24 protein-coding genes are annotated in these 22,478 nt (G+C 73.1%); 11 read left to right on the forward strand and 13 right to left on the reverse strand.

All coding sequences use genetic code 11. From position 1 onward, the window contains the following. Positions 1-10: 10 nt before the first annotated feature. From C8054_RS22720 to C8054_RS22745, 6 genes are all read right to left on the reverse strand, one after another. Entirely contained in the window at positions 11-346 is a 336-nt protein-coding gene (locus C8054_RS22720; protein WP_107159926.1) for a hypothetical protein, read from the reverse strand. A 44-nt stretch (positions 347-390) separates the two neighbouring features. Next, positions 391-804 (reverse strand): hypothetical protein, encoded by a 414-nt coding sequence (locus tag C8054_RS22725; RefSeq protein WP_107159928.1) that lies wholly within the window; start codon positions 802-804, stop codon positions 391-393. Between the two features lie 206 nt (positions 805-1,010). Further along, positions 1,011-2,135 carry a glycosyltransferase family 4 protein gene (locus C8054_RS22730; RefSeq protein ID WP_107159930.1) on the reverse strand — a complete coding sequence of 375 codons (1,125 nt, stop codon included), beginning with the start codon at positions 2,133-2,135 and terminating at the stop codon, positions 1,011-1,013. Further along, positions 2,132-3,391 (reverse strand): M48 family metallopeptidase, encoded by a 1,260-nt coding sequence (locus tag C8054_RS22735; protein ID WP_107159932.1) that lies wholly within the window; start codon positions 3,389-3,391, stop codon positions 2,132-2,134. The genes C8054_RS22730 and C8054_RS22735 overlap by 4 nt, the downstream gene beginning before the upstream one ends. 442 nt (positions 3,392-3,833) lie before the next feature. Continuing rightward, positions 3,834-4,061 carry a hypothetical protein gene (locus tag C8054_RS22740; protein WP_107160008.1) on the reverse strand — a complete coding sequence of 76 codons (228 nt, stop codon included), beginning with the start codon at positions 4,059-4,061 and terminating at the stop codon, positions 3,834-3,836. A 161-nt stretch (positions 4,062-4,222) separates the two neighbouring features. Continuing rightward, positions 4,223-5,620 (reverse strand): NYN domain-containing protein, encoded by a 1,398-nt coding sequence (locus C8054_RS22745; RefSeq protein WP_107159934.1) that lies wholly within the window; start codon positions 5,618-5,620, stop codon positions 4,223-4,225. Positions 5,621-5,746: 126 nt separating this feature from the next. On the opposite strand from C8054_RS22745, the gene C8054_RS22750 reads away from it, so the two are divergent. From C8054_RS22750 to C8054_RS22770, 5 genes are all read left to right on the forward strand, one after another. Further along, entirely contained in the window at positions 5,747-7,504 is a 1,758-nt protein-coding gene (locus C8054_RS22750; protein WP_107160010.1) for a DEDD exonuclease domain-containing protein, read from the forward strand. Positions 7,505-7,630: 126 nt separating this feature from the next. Further along, positions 7,631-9,418 carry a bifunctional (p)ppGpp synthetase/guanosine-3',5'-bis(diphosphate) 3'-pyrophosphohydrolase gene (locus C8054_RS22755; RefSeq protein WP_107159936.1) on the forward strand — a complete coding sequence of 596 codons (1,788 nt, stop codon included), beginning with the start codon at positions 7,631-7,633 and terminating at the stop codon, positions 9,416-9,418. 49 nt (positions 9,419-9,467) lie between these two features. Further along, complete coding sequence (locus tag C8054_RS22760; RefSeq protein ID WP_107159938.1) at positions 9,468-10,007, forward strand: NUDIX hydrolase; 540 nt, start codon at positions 9,468-9,470, stop codon at positions 10,005-10,007. Next, the gene (locus C8054_RS22765) at positions 10,004-10,867 is read left to right on the forward strand and encodes an NTP transferase domain-containing protein (protein ID WP_107159940.1); all 864 of its coding nucleotides are present in this window, start codon (positions 10,004-10,006) and stop codon (positions 10,865-10,867) included. The genes C8054_RS22760 and C8054_RS22765 overlap by 4 nt, the downstream gene beginning before the upstream one ends. A gap of 52 nt (positions 10,868-10,919) precedes the next feature. Then, positions 10,920-11,207, forward strand: a complete 288-nt coding sequence (locus C8054_RS22770) for an Lrp/AsnC family transcriptional regulator (RefSeq protein ID WP_107159942.1) — start codon at positions 10,920-10,922, stop codon at positions 11,205-11,207. A gap of 63 nt (positions 11,208-11,270) precedes the next feature. On the opposite strand, the gene C8054_RS22775 is transcribed toward C8054_RS22770, so the two are convergent. From C8054_RS22775 to C8054_RS22795, 5 genes are all read right to left on the reverse strand, one after another. Then, complete coding sequence (locus tag C8054_RS22775) at positions 11,271-11,945, reverse strand: DUF4142 domain-containing protein (RefSeq protein ID WP_107159944.1); 675 nt, start codon at positions 11,943-11,945, stop codon at positions 11,271-11,273. Between the two features lie 168 nt (positions 11,946-12,113). Next, positions 12,114-13,745: a cytochrome b N-terminal domain-containing protein gene (locus tag C8054_RS22780; protein ID WP_107159946.1), complete on the reverse strand. Its 1,632-nt coding sequence runs from the start codon at positions 13,743-13,745 to the stop codon at positions 12,114-12,116. Beyond that, the gene (locus C8054_RS22785; RefSeq protein WP_107159948.1) at positions 13,742-14,830 is read right to left on the reverse strand and encodes a ubiquinol-cytochrome c reductase iron-sulfur subunit; all 1,089 of its coding nucleotides are present in this window, start codon (positions 14,828-14,830) and stop codon (positions 13,742-13,744) included. Before C8054_RS22785 ends, C8054_RS22780 begins: the two co-directional genes overlap by 4 nt. A 67-nt stretch (positions 14,831-14,897) precedes the next feature. Further along, positions 14,898-15,731, reverse strand: coding sequence for a c-type cytochrome (locus C8054_RS22790; RefSeq protein ID WP_107159950.1), 834 nt, complete (start codon positions 15,729-15,731; stop codon positions 14,898-14,900). A gap of 72 nt (positions 15,732-15,803) precedes the next feature. Then, a complete protein-coding gene (locus C8054_RS22795) occupies positions 15,804-16,403 on the reverse strand; it encodes a heme-copper oxidase subunit III (RefSeq protein WP_091059316.1) in 600 nt (199 codons plus the stop codon). 126 nt (positions 16,404-16,529) lie between these two features. On the opposite strand from C8054_RS22795, the gene C8054_RS22800 reads away from it, so the two are divergent. From C8054_RS22800 to C8054_RS22815, 4 genes are all read left to right on the forward strand, one after another. Continuing rightward, positions 16,530-17,498, forward strand: a complete 969-nt coding sequence (locus tag C8054_RS22800) for a cytochrome c oxidase assembly protein (protein ID WP_233220051.1) — start codon at positions 16,530-16,532, stop codon at positions 17,496-17,498. Positions 17,499-17,545: 47 nt separating this feature from the next. Next, positions 17,546-17,944 (forward strand): hypothetical protein, encoded by a 399-nt coding sequence (locus tag C8054_RS22805; protein ID WP_107159954.1) that lies wholly within the window; start codon positions 17,546-17,548, stop codon positions 17,942-17,944. A 78-nt stretch (positions 17,945-18,022) separates the two neighbouring features. Next, a complete protein-coding gene (gene trpD / locus C8054_RS22810) occupies positions 18,023-19,069 on the forward strand; it encodes an anthranilate phosphoribosyltransferase (RefSeq protein WP_107159956.1) in 1,047 nt (348 codons plus the stop codon). Positions 19,070-19,188: 119 nt separating this feature from the next. Next, entirely contained in the window at positions 19,189-19,395 is a 207-nt protein-coding gene (locus C8054_RS22815; protein ID WP_107159958.1) for a hypothetical protein, read from the forward strand. Between the two features lie 85 nt (positions 19,396-19,480). Here the strand turns inward: C8054_RS22815 and C8054_RS22820 are convergent, their stop codons facing one another. Both C8054_RS22820 and coxB read right to left on the reverse strand, forming a co-directional pair. After that, positions 19,481-19,909 (reverse strand): cytochrome c oxidase subunit 4, encoded by a 429-nt coding sequence (locus C8054_RS22820; protein WP_107159960.1) that lies wholly within the window; start codon positions 19,907-19,909, stop codon positions 19,481-19,483. A 10-nt stretch (positions 19,910-19,919) separates the two neighbouring features. After that, positions 19,920-20,891 carry a cytochrome c oxidase subunit II gene (gene coxB / locus C8054_RS22825; protein ID WP_107159962.1) on the reverse strand — a complete coding sequence of 324 codons (972 nt, stop codon included), beginning with the start codon at positions 20,889-20,891 and terminating at the stop codon, positions 19,920-19,922. A 170-nt stretch (positions 20,892-21,061) separates the two neighbouring features. Between coxB and C8054_RS22830 the strand changes: the two genes are divergently transcribed. Both C8054_RS22830 and C8054_RS22835 read left to right on the forward strand, forming a co-directional pair. Then, on the forward strand, positions 21,062-22,213 hold the full coding sequence (locus C8054_RS22830; protein ID WP_107159964.1) for a cysteine desulfurase family protein: 1,152 nt from the start codon (positions 21,062-21,064) through the stop codon (positions 22,211-22,213). Beyond that, a complete protein-coding gene (locus tag C8054_RS22835; protein WP_107159966.1) occupies positions 22,210-22,461 on the forward strand; it encodes a sulfurtransferase TusA family protein in 252 nt (83 codons plus the stop codon). The genes C8054_RS22830 and C8054_RS22835 overlap by 4 nt, the downstream gene beginning before the upstream one ends. Positions 22,462-22,478: the final 17 nt, after the last annotated feature.

The raw sequence follows: 22,478 nt of genomic DNA on the forward strand, positions 1-22,478 counted from the left end.
CCTCGAGGAACTAGAAGCTGCTGCCGCAGATGGTCTGCGTGTTCGCGCCCGCCGTGTAGTCGACCACCTGGACGGTGATCGTCGCGCGCGGGCTGGTGTAGATGCTCGTCGCGTACGGGTTGTCGAACGAGGTGCGGAACCCGTTGTAGGAGTAGATGCCGTTGAAGTACACCCGGTACATGGCGGTGCCGCCGGAGGCGACGGTGGTGTAGAAGTTCGCGCCGTTGACGTTGGACCAGGTGCACGAGCCGGCGGCGGCGCTGGCCGGGCCGGCCGGGCCGACGATCACGCCGGCCATCGCCACTCCGGCGACCGCCACGGCGGCGGCCTTCTTCTTCACGCTCATGTCGTTTCCTTCCTCGATGCGGTGGAGGTGCCGCACCCACGTGGTCAGGCCACGTAGGTGGAGTCCACCAGGTAACGGATGGTGCAGCTGTCGTAGCCGGAGCTGAGATAGACGTCGGTCCAGTTGGTGACCGCGCCCGGTCCGCTCTTCAGCCAGACCGTGGCGTCGCCCGGGAAGGCGGGGATGACCCCGTTCCCGCCACCGGTGCCGGCGCCGCCGGTGAACCGGTATCCGTAGGAGGTGTAGCTGGCTCCCGAGACGTGGATGGTGAGCATCGCCTGCCCCGTGCCGTTGATCGGCTGGAGCTGCGTGGTGACGCTCATCGATCCACAACTGCGGATGTCGGCGCTGGCCGGGGCCGCCAGGGTGAACGGCACGGCCGCCGCTCCGAGCGCCACCGCGAGCAGCGGGGCGACCGCCCGCCGCCGTCCGGTCGGCGAACCACGGGTCTTGCGCATTCGGGCACCTTCCCTTCTTATCCATCGATGTAAATCGAGGTGCGGAGGGAACGTAACAACGGGCCGGACGCATCCCGCTGGCTCGACGCTGACCAGAAAACTGCCGGTCGCCACGGCGCGACGGGGCAGCTCATCGGCATGACGGAACGCGGCGGACCGGCGCGGCGGCAGCCCGGTCGACCGAACGGCGGCAGCGACGCGCTGGGTCAGCCGGCGAGCAGCGTGGCCATCCGCTCGGCCTGGGTCTCCCAGCGCCACTCCCGCTCGACCCAGGCCCGGCCGGCCGCGCCGAGCTGGCGGGCGAGGTCACGGTCGGCGAGCAGGGTCGCCACCCGGTCGGCGAGCTGGGCGACGTCCCGGCCCCGGACCACGTACCCGGTCTCCCCCTCGCGGACCGCGTCCGGCGCGCCCCCGGAGTCGCCCGCCACCACCGGCAGCCCGGTCGCGCTCGCCTCCAGGTAGACGATGCCGAGGCCCTCCACGTCCAAGCCACGGTTGCGGGTGCGGCAGGGCATCGCGTAGACGTCACCGGCGGCGTAGTGCGCGGGCAGGTCGGCGCTGGGCACCGAGCCGGTGAAGACCACGTCCCGCTCCACCCCGGCCTGCCGGGCCAGCTTCTCCAGGGCGGCCCGGTAGGGCCCGCCGCCGACCACCAGCAGCGCGGCGTCCGGCACCCGGCGGCGGATCTCCGGCAACGCCCGGATCAGCGCGTCCTGCCCCTTGCGCGGCACCAGTCGCGACACGCACACCACCACCGGCCGGTCGGCGAGGCCGAGCCGCGCCCGGACCGGCTCGCCGTCGACGCCGGGATGGTAGGTCTCCACGTCGACGCCGGGCGCGAGGCGGCGCAGCTCGGTCAGCCCGTCCAACGCCCGGGCCAGCCGCACCCTGGTGTACTCGCCGAGGTAGGTGGTCACGTCCACGCCCCGGCCGATGCGCCGCAGCGCCGACCGGGCGCCGGGCAACGCGGCCCACCCGACCTCGTGCCCGTGCGTCAGCGCCACCGCCCGGCGGATCCCGGCCCGGCGGCGCAGCCCCGACGCGAGCAACCCCAGCGGCGCCGCCGCGCCGAACCACACCGTGTCGCAGTCGTACGCCCGGGCCAGCCGGGCGGCCCGACGGGCGATCAGCGGCGTGGGCAGCAGCACCCGGGTGCGTTCCCGGACCACCTCGAACGGCTGGTCGGCGTCGAACTTCTCCGCGCCCCGCCAGCTCGACGCGTAGACCACCACCGAGCCGGGCGGCTGGCGCACCGCGAGGTTGTGCACGAAGGACTGGATGCCGCCGGGACGGGGCGGGAAGTCGTTGGTGATCAGCAACGTGCGGCTCATCGGCCGTGCTCCCTGGCGTAGGCGCGGGCAGCGGCCATCCGCTCCACGGTGGACGGGTGGGACGCCGACCACAGGTACTCCCAGCGCGGCGGGTCGGGGTCGGCCAGGTTCACCCCGGCCAGCCGGCGCTGCATCGCCTCGAACGTCGCCGGGTCGCCGGTGAGCGCCAGCGCGTGCGCGTCGGCCCGCGCCTCCACCCGTCGGGAGACCAGCGCCTGCACCGGGGTGGCCACCAGCCCGACCACCGTGACCAGCGCGACGAGCAGCGGGAACGCCCGCGGCTGGGCGATGGAGTCGACGCCGGCCAGCCGCAGCAGCGGGGTCCAGGAGCCGACCAGGTACAGCGCCACCACCGCGGCGGCGGCGCCGAGCGCGCCGATCAGCGTGCCGGTCCAGACGTCGCGGTCCTTGGCGTGCCCCAGCTCGTGGGCGACCACACTGGTCACCTCCGCCGGTTCCGCCTCGCGCAGCAGCGTGTCGTAGACCACCACCCGCCGGGTCGGCCCGAGCCCGGAGACGTAGGCGTTCACCGCCCGGGTTCGCCGGGACGCGTCGGCGACCAGCACGTCGCGGACCGGGACCCCGTCCCGGGCGGCCATGGTGGTCAGCTCGGTGCGCAGCGGGCCCGGTTCCATCGGGGTGAACCTGTTGAACACCGGTTCGACGAGCACCGGCAGCACGAACGACAGGATCACCACCAGGGCGGCGGCGCCGGCCGCGCCGTACACCCACCACCACCGGGGGGCGAGCCGGACCACCGAGTAGAAGGCGAGCAGGACGAGCGCGCCGATGACCGCGCTGACCGCGTACGACTTGAGCAGGTCGACCGCCCAGCCGCCCCAGCCCTGGGTGCTCAGCCCGTAGCGGACCAGCACGGTGCGTCGCCAGGCCGCGAACGGCAGGGTGAGCAGGTCGGCGAGGAACATGACGCCCAACCCGCCGAGCACGGCCTGGGCCACCCAGTGCCCCCCGAGGGGCCGGCCGGCCAGCTCGACCAGACGCCCGCCCAGCGGGGTGAGCCCGAGCAGCAGCGCCACCACCAGACCGACCACGAGCGCCGACCAGCCGGCCGGGCGCAACGCGCCGCTGAACGCCCGACCTCGGGCCACCTGCTCGACCGGGAGCGCCCGCAACGCGGCGAGCTGGTCGGTGCGGGGCGCCGGCGGCCGGCTCCACGGCACCAGCAGCGCCACGGTGACGACGAGCGCCACCGCCAGCCCGGCCAGGGTCAGCAGCGCCCAGCCGCGCGGGCTCACCGCCCCACCCCGCCGTCGCCACCCGTCCGCGTCATGCCGCTCCCCTCCACCGTGACCGCCCATCCTATTGCCCGGCCCGAACGATTCCGCTCCGGTGCCCGACCGACGACGGCTGCCGCCCCACCCGCCCGGCCGCACCCTCCGCCGGGCGGTCGGGCCGGCGCGCACCTGGCGTCTCGCCTCGCGTCAGCCTCCCGCGGACGACAGGAACCGGGCGGCCGGCCGCGGGCGGCGAACGGCGGGCGGCAGGCCCGGCGGACAGCGGGCAGTATTGGCCCGCGAGCGATATACCTGTCGGTCATATTTATGACAGACGGGTATATCGCTCACGACGCATCTGTCTGGCTGCCGCGACACGCCCGGGACGCACCGGGGTCCGGGTCACGCCCCGGCGGCAGGAGCCCGCGACATGTCGGCGGCCGACCGGGGCAGGGCCAGCGGGTCACGCCACCCGGCGGCGGGTGGCGCGGCGGGGTGCGGGTGCGGAGGCGGGGGTGGCCGCCGGTGGCAGCACCTCCACGTCGAAGCCGGCCCGGGCGAACACCTCGATCGCCCGGTGCTCGGCCGGGCCCAGGTCGGCCGCCGGGGATTCGGAGTCGAGCAGCGCGGTCACCAGGCACCCGGCGCAGCCGGCGCCGCGGATGCCGCAGCCGTCGCAGTCGATGAGCATGAACGCCTCCTGACGCGGTCGCCGGTGGCGGTCGGGGAAGGGATCACCACCGTCGGTCACCGCAAGGCTATGCGTCGGGTACGACAGAACCGGACAACGAGGCAGCACCCACCCCGAAAACGATCATCCAGTCACCACTCCGCCGAAGCGGCGCGAGCGGGTCAGGAGCGGGCGAGCCGGCGCAGCAACGAGTCGGCGCCCAGCGGGTACGCGCCGTGCCGGCGTACCCCGTCGGCGACCTCGCGGTCCGACGAGACCACCACCACCGGCCGGCCGGCCGGCTCGGCGCGGACCAGCCGCCGGATCAGCTCGTCCGCGGTCTCGCCCTTGCGGGAGAAGAGCACCCGCACCCCGCGCGGGGCCGGCGGCAGCCCGTGGATCCGCTCCGCGCCGTCGAAGACCACGGTGACCTCGTCCCCGGTCTGCGCAGCGATCCCGCCCAACCCGGTGATCAGCCGCTTGCGCTGCTGCTCCAGCGACATCTCCCCGAAGCCGCGCTTGGTGACGTTGTAGCCGTCCACCACCAGGTGCGCCCGGGGCAGCGCGAGGAGCTGGTCGAGCCGGGCCGGGTCGTCGGTGTCGCGGGCCCGGGTCGCCGGCCCGGCCTGGGCGGCGCCGGGCTGGTCGGCGAACGCGTCGGCGACGAAGTCCGCCGGCAGCGTGTCCACCGGGTCGAGCGCCAGCTCCCGGCGTAACCCGACCGCGGCCTGGCCGATCGTCTCCAGCAGCAGCCACAGCCGGGCGTCGTCGACGGAGCGGGCCTCCTTGGCGCTGGCCCGGGCCACCCCGGCGGCGGCCTCCGCCTCGGCCAGTCGGGCCCGGGCGCGGCGCAGCTCGGCGTCCGCGTCGGCCGCCGCGCGGGCCGCCCGGCCCCGTTCGGTGGCCAGCAGCTCGGTGGCCCGGCGCTCCCGGGTCTGGGTCTCCCGCAGGGTACGGGCCAACTGCCGGGCCTCCTCGCGGAGCTGACCCAGCTCCTCGCGGACCCGGGCCAGCTCGTCGCGGAGCTTCTCGGCCTCGACCCGGGCCACCGCCCGGTCGTGCTCGGCGCGGGTGGCCCGCTGCTCGGCCTCCCGGACCAACTCGGCCACGACCGCGCTGTCCGCCTCGGCGCGCACCGCCTCGCCGCTGGCCTCGATCAGCTCCCGCCAGCCCCGGGGCCGGGCCAGGTAGGCCAGCGCGGCCACCTCGACCGGGTCGGCGGCGGCCGGCGCGGTGCCCTCGACCACCGCCGCGCCGAGGTCACCGGCGTCGGCCAGCACCCGCGCGGTGACCCGCTGCCGGAACAGCGGGTCGGCGGTGAGCTGGGCGGCGATCGCCGGAGCGCCGAGCCGGGCGCGGCGGTTGGGAGCGAACTTGGCGACTCGGCGCAGCGGCACCGGCACCTCGTCGGCGGGCAGGCCGGGCAGGACCGCGGCGGTCAGCGTGACGATCCGCTGGCGGACCGGCTCGGGGAGGGTGGGCTCGGGCTCGGGCGGCGACGGGTCCTCACCGGGCTCGGGCGCGCCGACCACCGGCTCCTCCGCGGAGGAGCGGTCGTCGTGCGGCTCGGTGAGGGGCATGTGGCAAGTCTCCCACCCCGAACGGGCCCACCGCCCGGTGAGTGAGCCGATCTCTCATCGTACCCCCGTGGTATCGGCGGGGCCGGAGTGACGCGAGTGTCGGACCGTGCCGTTACCGTCCCGCTGGTGACGGGAACGGAGTACGTCCAGGAGTCGCTGGCCGGTCTGGACCGGGCGGCGGGCAGCGGCGTCGACCCCGCGCTGCCGCTCTACGCGACCACCTTCGTGGTGGTCGACCTGGAGACCACCGGCGGCGCGCCGGACGGCGGCGGGATCACCGAGATCGGCGCGGTGAAGGTCCGCGGCGGCGAGGAGCTGGGCGTGCTCGCCACGCTCGTCAACCCGGGCGTGCCGATCCCGCCGTTCATCACCGTGCTGACCGGGATCACCCAGGCGATGCTGGTGCCCGCCCCACCGATCGAGCAGGTGCTGCCGAGCTTCCTGGAGTTCCTCACCGACGCCGTGCTGGTCGCCCACAACGCCCCCTACGACGTGGGCTTCCTCAAGGCGGCCTGCGCGAAACACGGTTACCGCTGGCCCAACCCGCGGGTGCTGGACACCGCCGCGCTGGCCCGGCGGGTGCTCACCCGCGACGAGGTGCCCAACCGCAAGCTGGGCACGCTGGCCGGCTACTTCCGCACCGCCACCCAACCCACCCACCGGGCGCTCGACGACGCCAAGGCCACCGTCGACGTGCTGCACGGGCTGATCGGCCGCCTGGGCGGGCACCGGGTCGACACGATCGGCGAGGCGATCGAGTTCGCCCGGGCGGTCACCCCGACCCAGCGCCGCAAGCGGCACCTCGCCGAGGGGCTGCCGAAGGTGCCCGGCGTCTACATCTTCCGGGCCGCCGACGACCGGCCGCTCTACGTCGGCACGTCCGGCGACATCGCCACCCGGGTGCGCAGCTACTTCACCGCCGGCGAGAAACGGGCCCGGATCTCCGAGATGCTGGCCGCCGCCGAGCGGGTGGAGGCGGTCGAGTGCGCCCACTCGCTGGAGGCCGAGGTTCGCGAGCTGCGGCTGATCGCCGCGCACGCCCCGCCGTACAATCGCCGGTCGAAATACCCGGAGCGCCAGGTCTGGCTGAAGCTCACCGACGAGGCGTACCCCCGGTTGTCGGTCGTCCGGGACCTCGGCCCCACCGACACCGCCTACCTCGGCCCGTTCCGGTCCCGACAGGCCGCGGAGCTGGCCGCCGCCGGCTTCCACGACGCGGTGCCGCTGCGTCAGTGCACCCACCGGCTCTCCCGGCGCACCACCATGCCGGCCTGCGCGCTGGCCGAGCTGGGTCGCTGCCCGGCGCCCTGCGAGCACCGGATCACCCCGGAGGAGTACGAACACGCCGCCGCCACCCCGTTCCGCACCGCCACCCGCGACGATCCCGCCGTGGTGGTCGACGCCCTGCTCGCCCGGATCGAGGTGCTGTCCGCCGCCCAGCGCTACGAGGAGGCGGCGGTGGCGCGGGGCCGGCTGGTCGCGGTGCTGCGCGCGGCGGTCCGGATGCAGCGCCTGGCGGCGTTGACCGGCATCGCCGAGCTGGCCGCCGCCCGACCCGCCGCCCGGGGCGGCTGGGAGCTGGCGCTGGTCCGGCACGGGCGGCTCGCCGGGGCCGGCGTGTCGCCACCCGGTGTCCACCCACGACCGACCATCGCGGCGATCCGGGCCACCGCCGAGACGGTGCTGCCCGGGCACGGTCCGGTGCCGGCGGCCACCGCCGAGGAGACCGAGCGGATCCTGTCCTGGTTGGAACGGCCGGAGACGCGGCTGGTCGAGAGCACCGCCGGATGGGCCTCGCCGGTGGCCGGCGCGGGGCGCTTCCGCGACCTGCTGGCGAAGGCCGAGAACGGCGGATCCCACCAACTCTCGACCGAACGCTCATGACCAAGTGTCCGATCGGACGACGCCGACTCCCTTAGGCTGTTGAAGAAGTGCAGCACTGCCCGATTCGCGGGTCTGCTCCCGGTCACCGGCCCCGGTGATCGCGGGCCGGGTGAGGAGGTGTCCCAGGTGGACGTCGACGCCGGACACGGCGCCGCCCTGGGCGGCGCCCTTCCGAACCAGGGCGAGCTACCGCTCACCCGCCGGCTGCGTTCGCTGCTCACCTGGCCCACCGCCGACGGCGACCCGGTCACCGCGCTGGTCCGCGCCCATCGTGGCATCCACGCCAGCGCCGACGTCTCGGTGCTGCGCCGGGCGTACACGATCGCCGAGAACATGCACCGCGGTCAGTTCCGCAAGAGCGGCGAGCCCTACATCACCCACCCGTTCGCGGTGGCGCAGATCTGCGCCGACCTCGGCATGGACACCACCACGCTGGTCGCCGCGCTGCTGCACGACACGGTGGAGGACACCCGCTACACGCTCCAGGCGCTCCAGGAGGACTTCGGCGGCGAGGTGGCCCACCTGGTCGACGGCGTGACCAAGTTCGACAAGGCGTTCTACGGCAAGGCCGCCGAGGCGGAGACCGTCCGCAAGATGATCGTGGCGGCCGGCAAGGACGTCCGGGTGCTGGTCATCAAGTTGGCCGACCGGCTGCACAACATGCGGACGCTCGGCGTCCGCTCCGCCGCATCTCGGGAGCGGATCGCCCGCAAGACCCTCGACGTGCTGGTCCCGCTCTGCGACCGGCTGGGCATCCAGACGCTCAAACGCGAGCTGGACGACGTGGTGCTGTTGCACCTGCGGCCCGAGGAGCACGCGCGGATCGCCCGGTTCGTGCACGACCGGCCCGGCTGGGACACCTACCTCGCCGACGTGGTGGCCCGCACCCGGGCGGCGCTGCGCCGCAGCCGGGTGGACGCCGACGTCTCCCCCCGCCCGCGGCACCTGTACTCGATCTGGAAGGACACCGTCGCCGGCGGCCACGCCGCCCCGTACGACCTGCCCCGCATCGCCATCGTGGTGGACGGCCCGGCGACCGACTGCTACGCCGCGCTGGGCGCCGTGCACGGGCTCTGGCGACCGGTTCCGGGCCGCTTCAAGGACTTCATCGCCTCACCGAAGAACAACCTCTACCGGTCGCTGCACACCAGCGTCTGCGGCCCGCAGGACCGTACGGTCGAGGTGCTGATCCGCACCACCGAGATGCACCGCTCCGCGGAGTACGGCGTGGCCGCCCACTACCGCTTCCCGCGCGCCGCCGGCCGGGCCGCCGACCGGACGGACGAGCTGTCCTGGCTGCGCCGGGTGCTCGACTGGGAGCAGGACACCGTCGACCCGACCCAGTTCATGGCGTCGCTGCGCTGTGACCTGTCGGAGGCGCAGATCCAGGTGGTCGCCGACGGTCGGCAGCTGGTGCTGCCGGCCGGGGCCACCCCGGTCGACCTCGCGTACGAGCTGGGCACCGAACGCGGCGACCACTGCCTCGCCGCCCGGATCAACGGCCGACTGGCCCCGCTCTCCTCCGAGCTGGAGGAGGGCGACGTGGTGGAGATCTTCACCGAGAGCGACGCGGAGAGCGGCTTCGAGGCCGACGTCGCGCCTCGCGGTCCGCGCCGGGAGTGGCTGGGCTTCGTCAAGTCCCCGCACGCCCAGATGCAGATCAACAGGTGGTTCGCCGAGCACACCGAGCCGGGCATCTCGATCGCCGACAAGGTCCGGCTCGGCCGCGCCTCGATCGGCCTGGCGCTGCGCAAACACAACCGGGGCCTGGCCAGCGACCTGCCCCTGCTGCGGCTCTCCGAGGAGCTGGGCTACCCCGACCTGGAGACGCTGCTGGTTGCGGTCTTCGACCGCTCGGTCGAGCCGGACACGGTGGTCCAGCAACTCATCGACCTGGTCGACCACCGGCAGTAGGGTGAAGGGCCTTCGCCCCCGCCGACCCGCCGGCCACTAGCCTGAACGCATGATCCCCCGCGCGCGTGCCACCGGACGGGCCTTCGGCTACCGCCTCTTCTACCGGTTGCCGGTCCCGCTGCGGCGCCGGCTGGTCCGGCTGGCGGTGCCGAAGTACATCGTCGGTGCGGTCACGCTGGTCCGGGACGCGGAGGCCACCGGCGCGGGACGGATCCTGCTGCTGCGCCAACCCCCCGGCCACAGTTGGAGCCTCCCCGCCGGCCTGCTGCAACGCGGTGAGCCCCCGGTGGTCGGCGCCGCCCGGGAGCTGCACGAGGAGTCCGGCGTCCGGCTCTCCCCCGACCGGCTCCGGCCGGCGGTGCCGAACGCGGTGGTGCACGCCAAGGGCTGGGTGGACGTGGTCTTCGAGGTGACGGTGCCGGCGTCGAGCACCACGCTGAAGGTGGACGGGGCCGAGGTGTTGGAAGCCGCCTGGCACCCGCTCGACGATCTGCCCCGGCTCAGCCGCGCCACCGCCAACCTGCTGGCCCACTACGGCATCGGCCCACGCGCCGGCGAGGTCCCGCCGCCCGTGCCCCCGGCCGCATGAGCCCCGAACCGCGTGCCGGGGTCGAGGTGTGCGCGGTGGTGCTGGCGGCCGGCGCGGGCACCCGGTTGCGCCCGCTCACCGAGCGGGTGCCCAAGGCGCTCTGCCCGGTCGGCAACGTGCCGCTGCTCGACCGGGCCCTGGCCCGGCTGGCCGGCCTCGGCCTGATCGGCCCCGAGCGGGTCGCGGTGAACGCCTGCTACCTGGGCGACCAGGTGACCGCATGGGTCGGCGACCGGGCCCACCTCTCCGTCGAGCCGGGCGAACCGCTGGGCACCGCCGGCGGCGTCGGCCGGCTGCGCGACTGGATCGCCGGGCGGGGCGTGCTGGTCGCCAACGCCGACGCGTACCTGGCCGACCCGGCGGCGCCACCCGGCCCCGACGTGGCCGCGCTGTGTGACGGCTGGGACGGGCGGAGCGTACGCCTGCTCGGTCGGCCGGCGGACGAGCCGGCCGCCCCCGGCACCTTCGCCGGCCACCGTTTCGCCGGTCTGTCGCTGCTGCCCTGGCGCCTGGTCCGGGACCTGCCGGCCACGTTCGACGAGCTGGTCCGGGCGGTGTGGCGGCCGGCGGAGGCGGCCGGCGCGCTGACCGTGGTCCGCTACCCGGGAACGTTCTACGACACCGGCACACCGGCCGACTACCTGGCGGCCAACCTGCACGCCGCCGGTCCGGCCGGGCTGGTCGACCCGTCCGCGACGGTGGACGGGCCGGTCACCCGCTCGGTGGTCGGCGCCGGCGCGCGGGTCCACGGCGCGGTCGACCGGTCGGTGATCTGGCCGGGCGCGACTGTCGCCGCCGGGGAACGCCTCGACGGCGTGATCCGGGCCGGCGTCGACCTGACCGTCCCGGCCGCGCGGTGACCGGCGTGGGCTCTAGCATGGGGCTCGTCGCCGACGAACGGAGAAACGTCCCGTGATCACCGCGATCGTGCTGATCGACTGCGCCACCGACTCCATCCCCGAGGTGGCCGAGAACCTGGCCGCCCTGCCCGGCGTCAGCGAGGTCTACTCGGTGGCCGGGCACGTCGACCTGATCGCCATGGTCCGGGTCCGCGAGTTCGAGCAGATCGCCCAGGTCATCGCCGGGAGCATCTCCAAGGTGCCCGGCGTGCTCAACACCGAGTCGCACATCGCGTTCCGGGCCTACTCGCAGCACGACCTGGAGGAGGCGTTCGCGATCGGGCTGGCCAGCGCCGACTGAGACGCCGGTGACCGGCCCACCCCGGCGAGGGGCGGACCGGCCACCGTCGGTCGTGCGGTCTGGTCAGCTCTGCGCGGGCGCCGGGGTCTCCGTGGTGCCCGGTGCGGGCTCCTCGGTCCCGGTGCCGCCCGGCGCGGACGACTCGGTACCGCCCGGTGCCGGCGACGTGGTGCCGCCCGGGCTGGGCGTGCCGCTGGCGCTGGTCTGCGGCACCGGGACACCCAGCGTCTGGGCCAGCGCCACCAGCGCGTCGTAGTGCGCCTGCAGGACCGGCAGCGCGTCCTGGGCGAGCTGCACCACCGACTGCTCGGAGCCCTGCGAGATCTCCGTCTGGGTGGCCTGGATGGCCTGGACGTGGCCGGCGAGCTGGGCGGTCACCCACGCCTTGTCGAACTGGGCGCCGCTGAGCCCGTTCAGCTTGTCGAGGACCTTCTGCTGGTCGGCGGTCGGGTCGGCCGGAAGCTGCACGTTGAGCTGCTGCGCGGTCGACTTGACCGTCTGGTCCAGCTGGGTGTGGTCCGTGACGAACATCTTGCCCAGGTCCTTGACCTGCTGGTTCTGGCCCTTCTGCTGGGCCAGGTTACCGGCGGTGATCTCGAACAGGTTGACCTGGTGCACCGCCTGCAGATACTGGGTGTCCTGCGTCGACGGCTGCGCCGCGGCCTGTGCCGCGGCGGCGGGCGCCAGCCCCACGACCACCAGCGCGGCCAGCAGACCCAGGCGTTTGATTCCCCACATGCGTTCCTCCCCCATGAGACGTCGGACCGCACGGATACCCGGCTGACCGGGGTTATTCCTGCGATTCCACCCGTCCGGGGCGCACCGGACCGCCGACCGGGGCGGAAACGGACGTGGCGCCCGCCGGAGGGATCCGGCGGGCGCCACGGTCAGTCGTACCCGGAAGGGTCAGCGTCGGCTCTCGCCGCTGCCGACCTCCTCCCGCTCTGCTCGGGGCTCGACCGGCGGGTGACCCGGCGAGACCGGCGCCTCGGCCGGCTTCTCGATCGGGTAGAAGAAGCCCCGGATGGCGGGCCCGAGGGCACCGAGCCGGTTCATCTTCTTCGGCACCACCCAGCCGACGTAGTCCAGCGCCGGCGCGTGGCCGTCGTGCCCGTCCGCCGACGTGAGCGGCTGGTGGACCTCGACGAACCGGCCGTCGGGCAGCCGCTTGATGATGCCGGTCTCCACGCCGTGGGCCAGCACCTCCCGGTCGTGCTGCTGGAGACCCAGGCAGATCCGGTAGGTGACGTAGTAGGCCAGCGGCGGGATCACCAGCAGACCGACCCGGCCGGCCCACGTCATCGCGTTCAAACTGATGTGGAACTTGTCGGCGATCACGTCGTTGCCGCCGGAGAGCGTCAGCACGACGTAGAAGGCGACCGCCATCGCGCCCACCGCGGTCCGGGCCGGCACGTCCCGGGGCCGCTGGAGCAGGTTGTGGTGCTTGTAGTCCTTGAGGCGGCGGGCCTCCAGGAACGGGTACATCGTCGACAGGCCCACCAGGATGCCGGGGAGCACGACCGTCGGCCAGAACAGCGGCGGGATGACGTACCCGTCGCCGATCGGGATGCTGATCTCCCAACCCGGCATGAGTCGGGTCGAGCCGTCGAGGAACATGACGTACCAGTCGGGCTGGCTGGCCGCCGAGACCACCCACGCCTCGTACGGGCCGAAGTACCAGATCGGGTTGATCTGGAAGAGGCCACCCATCAGCGCGATCACGCCGAAGACGACCATGAAGAAGCCGCCCTGCTTGAGCGCGTAGCGCGGGAACATCCGCTCGCCGACCACGTTCTCGTTGGTCCGGCCGGGGCCGGGCCACTGGGTGTGCTTCTGCTTGAACACCAGGCCCAGGTGCACGCTGATCAGCGCCACCAGCAGGCCCGGGATGAGCAGCACGTGGGCGATGAAGAAGCGGCTGATGATGATCATGCCGGGGAACTCGCCGCCGAAGATCGACGAGCTGACCCAGGAACCGACCACCGGGATCGACAGGATGATGCCGGAGGCGATCCGCAGGCCGGTGCCGGAGAGGCCGTCGTCGGGCAGCGAGTAGCCGGTGAAGCCGGCCAGGAAGCCGACCCAGAACAGCAGCGAGCCGATGATCCAGTTGGTCTCACGCGGCTTGCGGAACGCGCCGGTGAAGAAGACCCGGAGCATGTGCACCACGATCGCGGCCATGAACAGCAGGGCCGCCCAGTGGTGCATCTGCCGCATGATCAGACCGCCCCGGACGTCGAACGAGATGTCCAGGCTGGAGGCGTACGCGGCCGACATCGGGGTGCCCCGCAGCGGCGCGTAGCTGCCGTCGTAGGTCACCTCGGTCATCGCCGGCTCGTAGAAGAAGGTCAGGAACACACCGGTCAGCAACAGCACCACGAACGAGAACAGCGCGATCTCGCCGAGCAGGAAGGACCAGTGGTCGGGGAAGACCTTGTTCAGCAGCTTGCGCAGCGGCGTGGCGACCTGGAAACGGTCGTCCACCGCCCCGGCGGTCTTGGCCGGCAGCGCGGCCGCATCGAACTTTCGGCGCTTCATGGCCGCTCCCAGAAGTCGGGACCGATGGTCTCGGTGTAGTCGGACCTCGCCACGAAGAAGCCTTCCTCGTCCACCTCGATCGGCAGCTGCGGCAGCGGCCGGTTCGCCGGGCCGAAGATCGGCTTGGCGTTGTCGGTGATGAGGAACTGGGACTGGTGGCAGGGGCAGAGCAGGCGGTTGGTCTGCTGCTCGTAGAGGCTGGCCGGGCAACCGGCGTGCGTGCAGATCTTGGAGAACGCGACGTAGTTGCCCCACATGAAGTCGCCGCGGCCCTTGCGCTCGTTGGCCGCGCGCGACTTCTGCGCGTCGTCCTCGCGCAGGTGGATCAGCAGGGTCGGGGAGTCGGCGTGCCGGTTGCTGACGCCGCCCTCGATGCCCGGGAACACGGTGAGCTGGCCGCCGACGCTGACGTCCGCCGGGCGGATCGGCCGGCCGTCCTCGCGGATCAGCCGGATCTTCTCACCGCCCTCGGCCGGCGCGAAGCCGGTGGTGAACATCTGGTTGTTCTTGTGCGGCTGCTCGATCAGACCACCGATCAGCGGCGCCGCGGCGACCGCGCCGACCGGCGCCAGGCCGGCCAGCAGCGAGATGCCGAGCAGCGGACGCCGCTTCACGCCCAGCTCGTCGGCCAGGTAGAGCATGGTCTCGCCGGTGATCTTGCGATCCTCCGGGTTGCCGCCCTGGTCGTGCCGGTCCTGGATCGAGACCTCCTTGGGCAGCAGCTTCTTGCCCCAGGTCAGGATGCCGAAGCCGACGCCGAGCAGGGCCAGGCCCAGGGTCAGGCCGAGCAGCGGCGTGTAGAGCTTGTCGCCGCCGCGACCGGCCTCCCACTGCCACGGCCACCAGATGTAGATCACCAGGAAGGCGGTGGCGGCGACGCCGGTCAGCAGGAACATCAGCGCGACCGTACGGGTCAGCCGGCGCTCCGCCTTGCTGCCCGGGACGACCTGCTCCTCGTAGTGGACGATCTCGATGTCGTCCCGCCGGGCGCCCTCCTGGACGATCTCGAACCGGGAGAGCCGGGGGTCGTTCACGTCGACCGGCTCCGGACCCTGCGGGGCCTGGTGCTCGGTGTGGGTGCTCATGCCGTCACCTCGCTACGCGTGGCACCGGTGGCCGGCACCAGGGCAATGATACAGATGTTCGTCTGGGTCACGACTTGCCCGCGATCCACAGGCTCGCGAAGACCAGCGCGACGATGCCGACCAGGAAGATCGCCAGACCCTCGGTCGACGGGCCGTACCGGCCCAGGTTGAAACCGCCCTGGTCCTGGTCGCTCTTCAGCGTCTCCTGGATGTAGGCGATGATGTCCGCCTTCTCCTGCGGAGTGATCTGGTTGTCGCCGAACACCGGCATGTTCTGCGGGCCGCTCAGCATGGCGGCGTAGATCTGCCGGTCGCTGGCCGGCTTGAGGCTCGGGGCGTACTTGCCGGAGGAGAGCGCCCCGCCGCCACCGCCGAACGCGTGGCACTGCGAGCAGTTGATCCGGAACAGCTCGCCACCGGTGGCCATGTTGGCGCCGTCGCGCAGGTTGCCCGAGGGCACCTGCGGGCCGCCGCCGAGCTCCTGGATGTACTGCCCGAGCTGGCGCACCTGCTCGTCGGTGAACTGCGGAGGCTTGCGCATGGCCTGCGCCTCCTGCCGGGCCATCGGCATGCGACCGCTGCCGACCTGGAACTCGACCGAGGCCGACCCGACGCCGATCAGGCTCGGGCCCCGACCCTCGACGCCCTGGGCGTTGCGACCGTGACAGGTCACGCAGCTCACATCGAACAGCGCCTTGCCCTCGTTACCGGCGGCGGTCAGCGGCGGGTTGTCCTGCGCCTGCACGCCCGGGGCGAAGACGGTGTAGGCGCCGCCGGCCAGCATCAGCGCGGCGGCCAGCCGGACCGCGGCACCCAGCCGGCGGCGGCCCCTGCTGCGCGCCACGGGCCGCCCGCGCAGCCGCGCGAGCAGACCGCGTCGGCGGTCGTTGTCAGAAGTCATGACCTGTGTCCTTAACCGGTTGGACCTTGTCTCAGGGGACGGAGCAGCGGCGCGGTTCGGAACGCGCCAAGATCACTGAAGCCAGTAGATCATGGCGTACAGCCCGATCCACACGACGTCGACGAAGTGCCAGTAGTAGGACACCACGATCGCCGAGGTCGCCTGGGCCGGGGTGAACCGACCCATGGTGGTGCGGACCATGAAGATGATGAAGGCGATCAGCCCGCCGGTCACGTGCAGACCGTGGAAGCCGGTGGTCAGGTAGAACATCGACCCGTAACCGTCTTCGTTGATCTTGACGCCCTCGTGCACCAGGGTCCGGTACTCGTTCGCCTGGCCGAGCACGAAGATCAGACCCATCACGAAGGTGATCGTGAACCACCGACGCAGGGCGTGGACGTCACCCTTCTCGGCCGCGAAGACACCGAGCTGGCAGGTCACCGAGGAGAGCACGAGGATCACCGTGAAGGTGGTCGCGTACGGGATGTTGAGGACCTCGGTGTGCTTCTCCCACTGCTCCGGCGCCGCCGCGCGGATCGAGAAGTACATCGCGAACAGCGCCGCGAAGAACATGAGTTCGCTGGAGAGCCACACGATCGTCCCGACGCTGACCATGTTCGGCCGCGTCAGGGAGTGGATCCGGCTCTTGTCAATGGCTGGGGCCGCAGTCACGCGGTCATTATTGCCCTTGACCGGGACCGACGATCAGCGGGGTGGCAAACCGGTGCCCGCAGTGGCCCGATCGTGGTCGTCCGCTTCGCCTGACCTACCCTGAAAAGCGTGCTGCACGTCGATCAGATCCTCGCCGTCACCTCGGCCGCCGCACCGGCGACCCTGGCGGCGGGGGGCGAGGCCGCCCCACCGCCGTTCACCGTGGCCCGGGTGCTCACCGAGACCCGGCTGGAGAGCTGGCTCACGCTGGGCCTGCTGCTCGCCGCCGGGCTCTACCTCTACGGGGTGCACCGGTTGCGGCTGCGCGGCGACCGGTGGCCGGTGCTGCGCACCGTCGCGTTCCTCGGCCCCGGGCTCGGCGGCATCGCCGTGGTCACGGTCAGCGGCCTCGGCGCGTACGACACCGCGCTGCTCTCGGTGCACATGGTGCAGCACATGGTGCTGTCGATGATCGCGCCGATCTTCCTGGCGCTGGGCGCCCCGGTGACGCTGGCGCTGCGCACGCTGCCGGTACGGCCCCGCAAGCGGCTGCTCGCGGTCGTGCACAGCCGGGTGGCCCGGGTCTACACCTTTCCGCTGGTGGCGTTCGCCATCTTCGTGGCGAACCCGTTCGTGCTCTACTTCACCAACCTCTACGAGTTCACGCTGCGCCACGAGTGGGCGCACGAGCTGGTGCACGCGCACTTCATCATGACCGGCTGCGTCTTCTTCTGGCCGCTGCTCGGCCTGGACCCGCTGCCCGGGCGCTGGCCGTACCCGGCCCGCGCGCTGCTCATGCTGCTCTCGGTGCCGTTCCACACCGTGCTCGGGCTCACCATCATGCAGAGCACCACGCTGCTCGGCGGCGACTGGTACCCGTCGCTGAACCTGGCCTGGTCCGACCCGCGCAACGACCAGGTGGTCGCCGGCGGCGTCCTCTGGGCCGGCGGCGAGTTCGTCAGCGTCACCATGCTGGCCGTGCTGGTGGTGCAGTGGGTCAAACAGTCGGAGCGTGAGGCCCGCAGGGTGGACCGCGAGCTGGACCGCCAGGAGGCCCGCCAGCGCGCCACCGAGGCGAACGCCGGGGCCGGGACCGGGCCCACCGGCGGAATGTGACGACCGCTACGATCAGCGGGCAGCTACGAGGTGGGAGCCACGTCACGATGAGCGATCGTCTTTGCACCGTCCTGCTCTACAGCGACGACCCGAAGGTCCGGGACCGGATGCGACTCGCCGTCGGCACCCGCCCGGCGCCCGGCATCGAGATCGAGTTCGTCGAGGCGTCCGACTACGCCGGCTGCGTCCGGCTGGTCGACGACTACGAGATCGACCTGCTCCTGCTGGACGGCGAGGCGAGCCCGGGCGGCGGCATCGGCATCGCCCGGCAGATCAAGGACGACCGGGACGACGCGCCGCCGACCTGCGTGGTGCTGGCCCGCGCCGCGGACCGCTGGCTCGCCGCGTACGCCGAGGTCGACGCCACGCTGACCCACCCGCTGGACCCGGTGATCGCCGGCAGCACCGTGGCGGAGCTGCTGCGCCGCACCCACGCCGCGGCCTGATCCACCCTGCGGCGCCACGGCGACGCGGCCGTGGCGCGCCCCCAACCGCTTCACTTCACGCCGCTCGGGAGGCCCGCCATGGGCGAACGGACCTGGCCGCTTCTGCTCAACGCGCTGCTGCGCGGCGAGGAGCTCTCCGCCGCCGACACCGCCTGGGCGATGGGCGAGATCATGGCCGGCTCGGCCACACCGGCGCAGATCGCCGGCTTCGCCGTGGCGCTGCGCACCAAGGGTGAGACCCCGGCCGAGCTGGGCGGCCTGGTCGAGACGATGCTGACCCGCGCCGTGCCGGTCGAGCTGCCCGAGGAGGTACGCGCCACCGCGCTCGACGTGGTGGGCACCGGCGGCGACCTCGCGCACACGGTCAACATCTCCACCATGGCGGCGCTGGTGGTCGCCGGCGCGGGCGTCCGGGTGGTCAAGCACGGCAACCGGGCCGCCTCCTCCTCCTGCGGCACCGCGGACGTGCTGGAGCAGCTCGGCGTGCCGCTCGACCTGGCGCCGGAGCAGGTGGCCCGCTGCGTCACCGAGGCCGGGATCGGCTTCTGCTTCGCCGCCCGTTTCCACCCCGGCATGCGGCACACCGGCCCGGTCCGGCGCGAGATCGGCGTGCCCACGGCGTTCAACTTCCTCGGCCCGCTGACCAATCCGGCCCGGCCCCGCGCGGGCGCGGTGGGCTGCTTCGACCGGCGGATGGCGCCGGTGATGGCCGCCGTCTTCGCGGCCCGCGGCGACTCGGCCGTCGTGCTGCGCGGCGAGGACGGGCTGGACGAGTTCAGCACCGCCGCGCCGACCCGGGTCTGGGTGGCGCAGCAGGGCACCGTCAGGGAGTCGGTGCTGGACGCGGCGGAGCTCGGGGTGCCCCGGGCCACCCTCGCCGACCTGCGGGGCGGAGACGCCGTCCACAACGCGGACGTGGTCCGGCGGCTGCTGGCCGGCGAGACCGGCCCGGTGCGCGACTCCGTGCTGGTGAACGCCGCCGTCGCGCTGGCCACCCAGGGCCCGCTCGACGGCGACCTGCACGAGGCGCTGCGGGCCAACCTGGACCGGGCCGCGGAGGCGGTCGACTCGGGCGCCGCCGCGAGCACGCTGGACCGCTGGCTGGAGGTCGCGCGCTCCGCCTGAGCCGTGGCTGTCGGACCCCCGTGCCAAACTACAGGGGAGTAATTTTCCGTTTTCAGTCGATAGCTCTGTCGGTCGGTGGCGTCCCGCCCCGGCCGGCACCGGAGCGAGAGGAGACGCCCGTGTCGGACCGCGAGCTCTACTGCGACATCTGTCAGGGCGTCGTGCTGTTCGAGACGCCGCACTGCGGCGACGGGCACGGCGCCGACTGCCCGGAGCTGGCCTGCACCGGCTGCGGCGCGGCGGTGCTGGTCGCCGCCGGCACGCTCCGCCCCGCGACGCGGTCCCGCCGGCGCGTGCCGCGCCCCGCCCACCGCCACGCCGCCTGACCTCACCCACGGCCGCCCCGCAGCGTGGAAAGCCGCAGGCCCGCGGCCCCGGAGGGGGCGCGGGCCTGCGGCGGAGCTGGTGCGGTCAGTGCTCGGCGGTGCGGCGGGTGCCCGAGTAGTACTCGAAGAGCAGCCCGCAGGCGGCGAAGACCACCGTCACCAGGCCCAGGCCCAGCAGCCAGAACTGCCAGAACACGAGCCCCAGGCCGGCGATCGCGGCGGCCAGCGCCAGGCCGAACGGCCAGTAGCTGCCCGGGCTGAAGAAGCCGATCTCACCGGCGCCGTCGGCGATCTCGCCGTCCGCCCGGTCCTCCGGGCGCAGGTCGATCCGCCGGGAGACGAACCAGAAGAAGCCACCGCACATCGCGCAGAGCAGGAAGGAGAGCAGGAGCGCCACGGTGCCGACCCACTCGACGTGACCGCCGCTGTCGCCGTACGTCCAGGCGCCGTAGAGCACGGTCGCGCCGAGGAGGAACGTGGCGATGGTGAGGAAGATCTTCCACTCGGTCTTCATGCCGAACCCCTCAGCTTCCCGCGCCGGCCGACGCGTCGGACGGGTTGAAGTTGGCGGTGTTGCGCCGCGTGTCGAACGGCTTGGTCTCGGTGGCGTACTCGGGCTCACCGATCGCCTTGAGCGCGTCCTGGGTCGAGTTGCCGGCCTTCTTGGCGGCCAGGAACTGGTCGAACTTCTCCGGCGAGACGACCCGCAGCTCGAAGTTCATGAACGCGTGGTAGCTACCGCAAAGCTCGGCGCAGCGGCCGACGAACGCGCCCTCCTGGTCGATGCTGGAGACCTCGAAGGTGTTGCGGACGTTGCCCGGCATGACGTCACGCTTGAACAGCAGCTCCGGCACCCAGAACGAGTGGATGACGTCACGGCTCTGCTCCTCGAACCGGATGGACCGGCCGCTCGGCAGCACCAGCACCGGGATGACCTCGCTGGTGCCCAGCGTCGAGGCGACCGTGTTCGCCTCCCGGCCCTGGCCGTCGCGGTAGTTGAACTGCCAGTTCCACTTGAACGCGACGACCTCGACGGTGACGTCGGGGTTCTTCGTCTCCTTGTTCACGTCGGTCTGCACGACCGCGGTGTAGTAGAAGAGCACGGAGACCACGAGGATCGGCGCGATGGTGTAGAGGAACTCCATCGGCAGGTTGTAGCGGGTCTGCACCGGCAGCTCGTTGCCGCGCTTGCGGTAGCGGACCACGCACCAGAAGATCAGGCCCCAGACGAAGACGCCGACCGCCAGCGCCGCGATGCAGGACGCGATCCACAGGTCGTACATCCGGTGCGACTCGGGCGTGATGCCACCCTGCGGCCAGCCGAAGCCGGCGAAGGTCTTGCCGACGTCACAGCCGGTGAGCGCAACCAGCAGCGCCGCTCCGCCGAGACCGAGCCCGGCGAGTCGACCAGCACCACGCCGCCGACGCCCACCGGCCCCCGGGGAAGCGCTGTGCCGTACGGCCGACGGCCGTACCTCCGAACTCCTTGCGACCACCTGGTCCTGCCTCCCTAGCGCGCCGCGGCGGTTGTTTTCCTGACACCGACGGCAAAGGCGTCACCGACGGTCGCAGATTACTCGACCATGGCGGGCCAGGCGGTCTTGGGGTCACTGTCCGCCCCCTTCGGGGAGATCGTGGGCGGACCCGGGCGATAGCGTGAAGGACCATGAGCGCCTCCCCCGTCTACCTGGACGCCGCCTCCGCCGTCCCGCTCCACCCGGTCGCGCGGCAGGCGCTGCTGGCCGCCCTGGACGACGGCTGGGCCGACCCGGCCCGGCTCTACGCGCCGGCCCGCCGGGCCCGCCAACTCCTCGACGCCGCCCGGGAGGCCGCCGCGCAGACGCTCGGCGTCCGCGCCGACGAACTCTCCTTCACCCCCAGCGGTACGGCCGCCGCGCACGCCGCCGTGCTGGGCGGACTGGCCGGTCGACGCCGGGCCGGTACGACGCTGGCGCACTCGGCGATCGAACACTCGGCGGTCCTGCACGCGGCCCAACGACACACCGCCGGCGGGGGCGGCGCGGTCTCCGTACCCGTGGACCGGCTCGGCCGGCTGGACCTGGACGCCTGGGCGACGGCGGTGACCGCCCCCGGTGTGGCGCTGGCCGCGCTGATCGGGGCCAGTCACGAGGTCGGCACCGTGCAGCCGGTGCCGGCCGCGGCCGAGGTGTGCGCCGGGGCGGGCGTCCCGCTGTACGTGGACGCGGCCCAACTGGTCGGGCGGGCGCCGCTGCCGGCGGGCTGGTCGGTGCTGACCGCCAGCGCGCACAAGTGGGGCGGGCCACCCGGCGTCGGGCTGCTGGTGGTGCGCAAGGGCACCCGGTGGGAGTCGCCGTACCCGGCCGACGAGCGGGAGTCGGGACGTACCCCGGGGGTGGTGAACCTGCCGGCGGTGGTGGCCGCGGCGGCGAGCCTGCGCGCGGCGGTGGCCGACGCGGCGGCCGAGGCGGCCCGGCTGGCGCCGCTGGTGGACCGGATCCGGGCCCGGGTGGCGGCGGAGGTGCCGGACGTGGAGGTGGTCGGCGACCCGGTGGACCGACTCCCCCACCTGGTGACGTTCTCCTGCCTGTACGTGGACGGCGAGGCGCTGCTGCACGCGCTGGACCGGCGCGGCTTCGCGGTCTCCTCCGGCTCGTCCTGCACCGCGTCCACGCTGCGCCCGTCGCACGTGCTGGAGGCGATGGGGGTGCTGTCGCACGGCAACGTGCGGGTGTCGCTGCACCGGGAGACCACCGAGGCGGACGTGGAGCGGTTCCTGGCCGAGCTGCCCGGCATCGTCGCCGACCTGCGCGCCGAGGCGGGGGTGACCGGCCTGTGAACCCCGCGAACGAGCCGGACGAGGTGCTCGACTGTCGGGGCCAGCGCTGCCCCCTGCCGGTGATCAACCTGGCCCGCCGGCTGCCCGACCTGCCGACCGGGTCGGTGGTCCGGGTGCTGGCCGACGACCCGGCGGCGGCCGTGGACATCCCGGCCTTCTGCCGGATGCGCGGCCACGAGTTCCTCGCCGCCCACCCCGACGCCGGCCCCGCCTACGACATCCGGGCGCAAGGAAGGGCCCCTTCTTAACGCCTGCGGTAGAGAAA

Source organism: Micromonospora sp. RP3T, assembly GCF_003027925.1.
GTDB lineage: Bacteria > Actinomycetota > Actinomycetes > Mycobacteriales > Micromonosporaceae > Micromonospora.

Coding starts and splice junctions, on each gene's coding strand:
- C8054_RS22820 (WP_107159960.1), bottom strand. CDS start 19,909: ATGAAGACCGAGTGGAAGATCTTCCTCACCATCGCCACGTTCCTCCTC.
- C8054_RS22785 (WP_107159948.1), bottom strand. CDS start 14,830: ATGAGCACCCACACCGAGCACCAGGCCCCGCAGGGTCCGGAGCCGGTC.
- C8054_RS22790 (WP_107159950.1), bottom strand. CDS start 15,731: ATGACTTCTGACAACGACCGCCGACGCGGTCTGCTCGCGCGGCTGCGC.
- C8054_RS22830 (WP_107159964.1), top strand. CDS start 21,062: ATGAGCGCCTCCCCCGTCTACCTGGACGCCGCCTCCGCCGTCCCGCTC.
- C8054_RS22765 (WP_107159940.1), top strand. CDS start 10,004: ATGAGCCCCGAACCGCGTGCCGGGGTCGAGGTGTGCGCGGTGGTGCTG.
- C8054_RS22805 (WP_107159954.1), top strand. CDS start 17,546: ATGAGCGATCGTCTTTGCACCGTCCTGCTCTACAGCGACGACCCGAAG.
- C8054_RS22725 (WP_107159928.1), bottom strand. CDS start 804: ATGCGCAAGACCCGTGGTTCGCCGACCGGACGGCGGCGGGCGGTCGCC.
- C8054_RS22730 (WP_107159930.1), bottom strand. CDS start 2,135: ATGAGCCGCACGTTGCTGATCACCAACGACTTCCCGCCCCGTCCCGGC.
- C8054_RS22745 (WP_107159934.1), bottom strand. CDS start 5,620: ATGCCCCTCACCGAGCCGCACGACGACCGCTCCTCCGCGGAGGAGCCG.
- C8054_RS22720 (WP_107159926.1), bottom strand. CDS start 346: ATGAGCGTGAAGAAGAAGGCCGCCGCCGTGGCGGTCGCCGGAGTGGCG.
- trpD (WP_107159956.1), top strand. CDS start 18,023: ATGGGCGAACGGACCTGGCCGCTTCTGCTCAACGCGCTGCTGCGCGGC.
- C8054_RS22740 (WP_107160008.1), bottom strand. CDS start 4,061: ATGCTCATCGACTGCGACGGCTGCGGCATCCGCGGCGCCGGCTGCGCC.
- C8054_RS22760 (WP_107159938.1), top strand. CDS start 9,468: ATGATCCCCCGCGCGCGTGCCACCGGACGGGCCTTCGGCTACCGCCTC.
- C8054_RS22775 (WP_107159944.1), bottom strand. CDS start 11,945: ATGTGGGGAATCAAACGCCTGGGTCTGCTGGCCGCGCTGGTGGTCGTG.
- C8054_RS22780 (WP_107159946.1), bottom strand. CDS start 13,745: ATGAAGCGCCGAAAGTTCGATGCGGCCGCGCTGCCGGCCAAGACCGCC.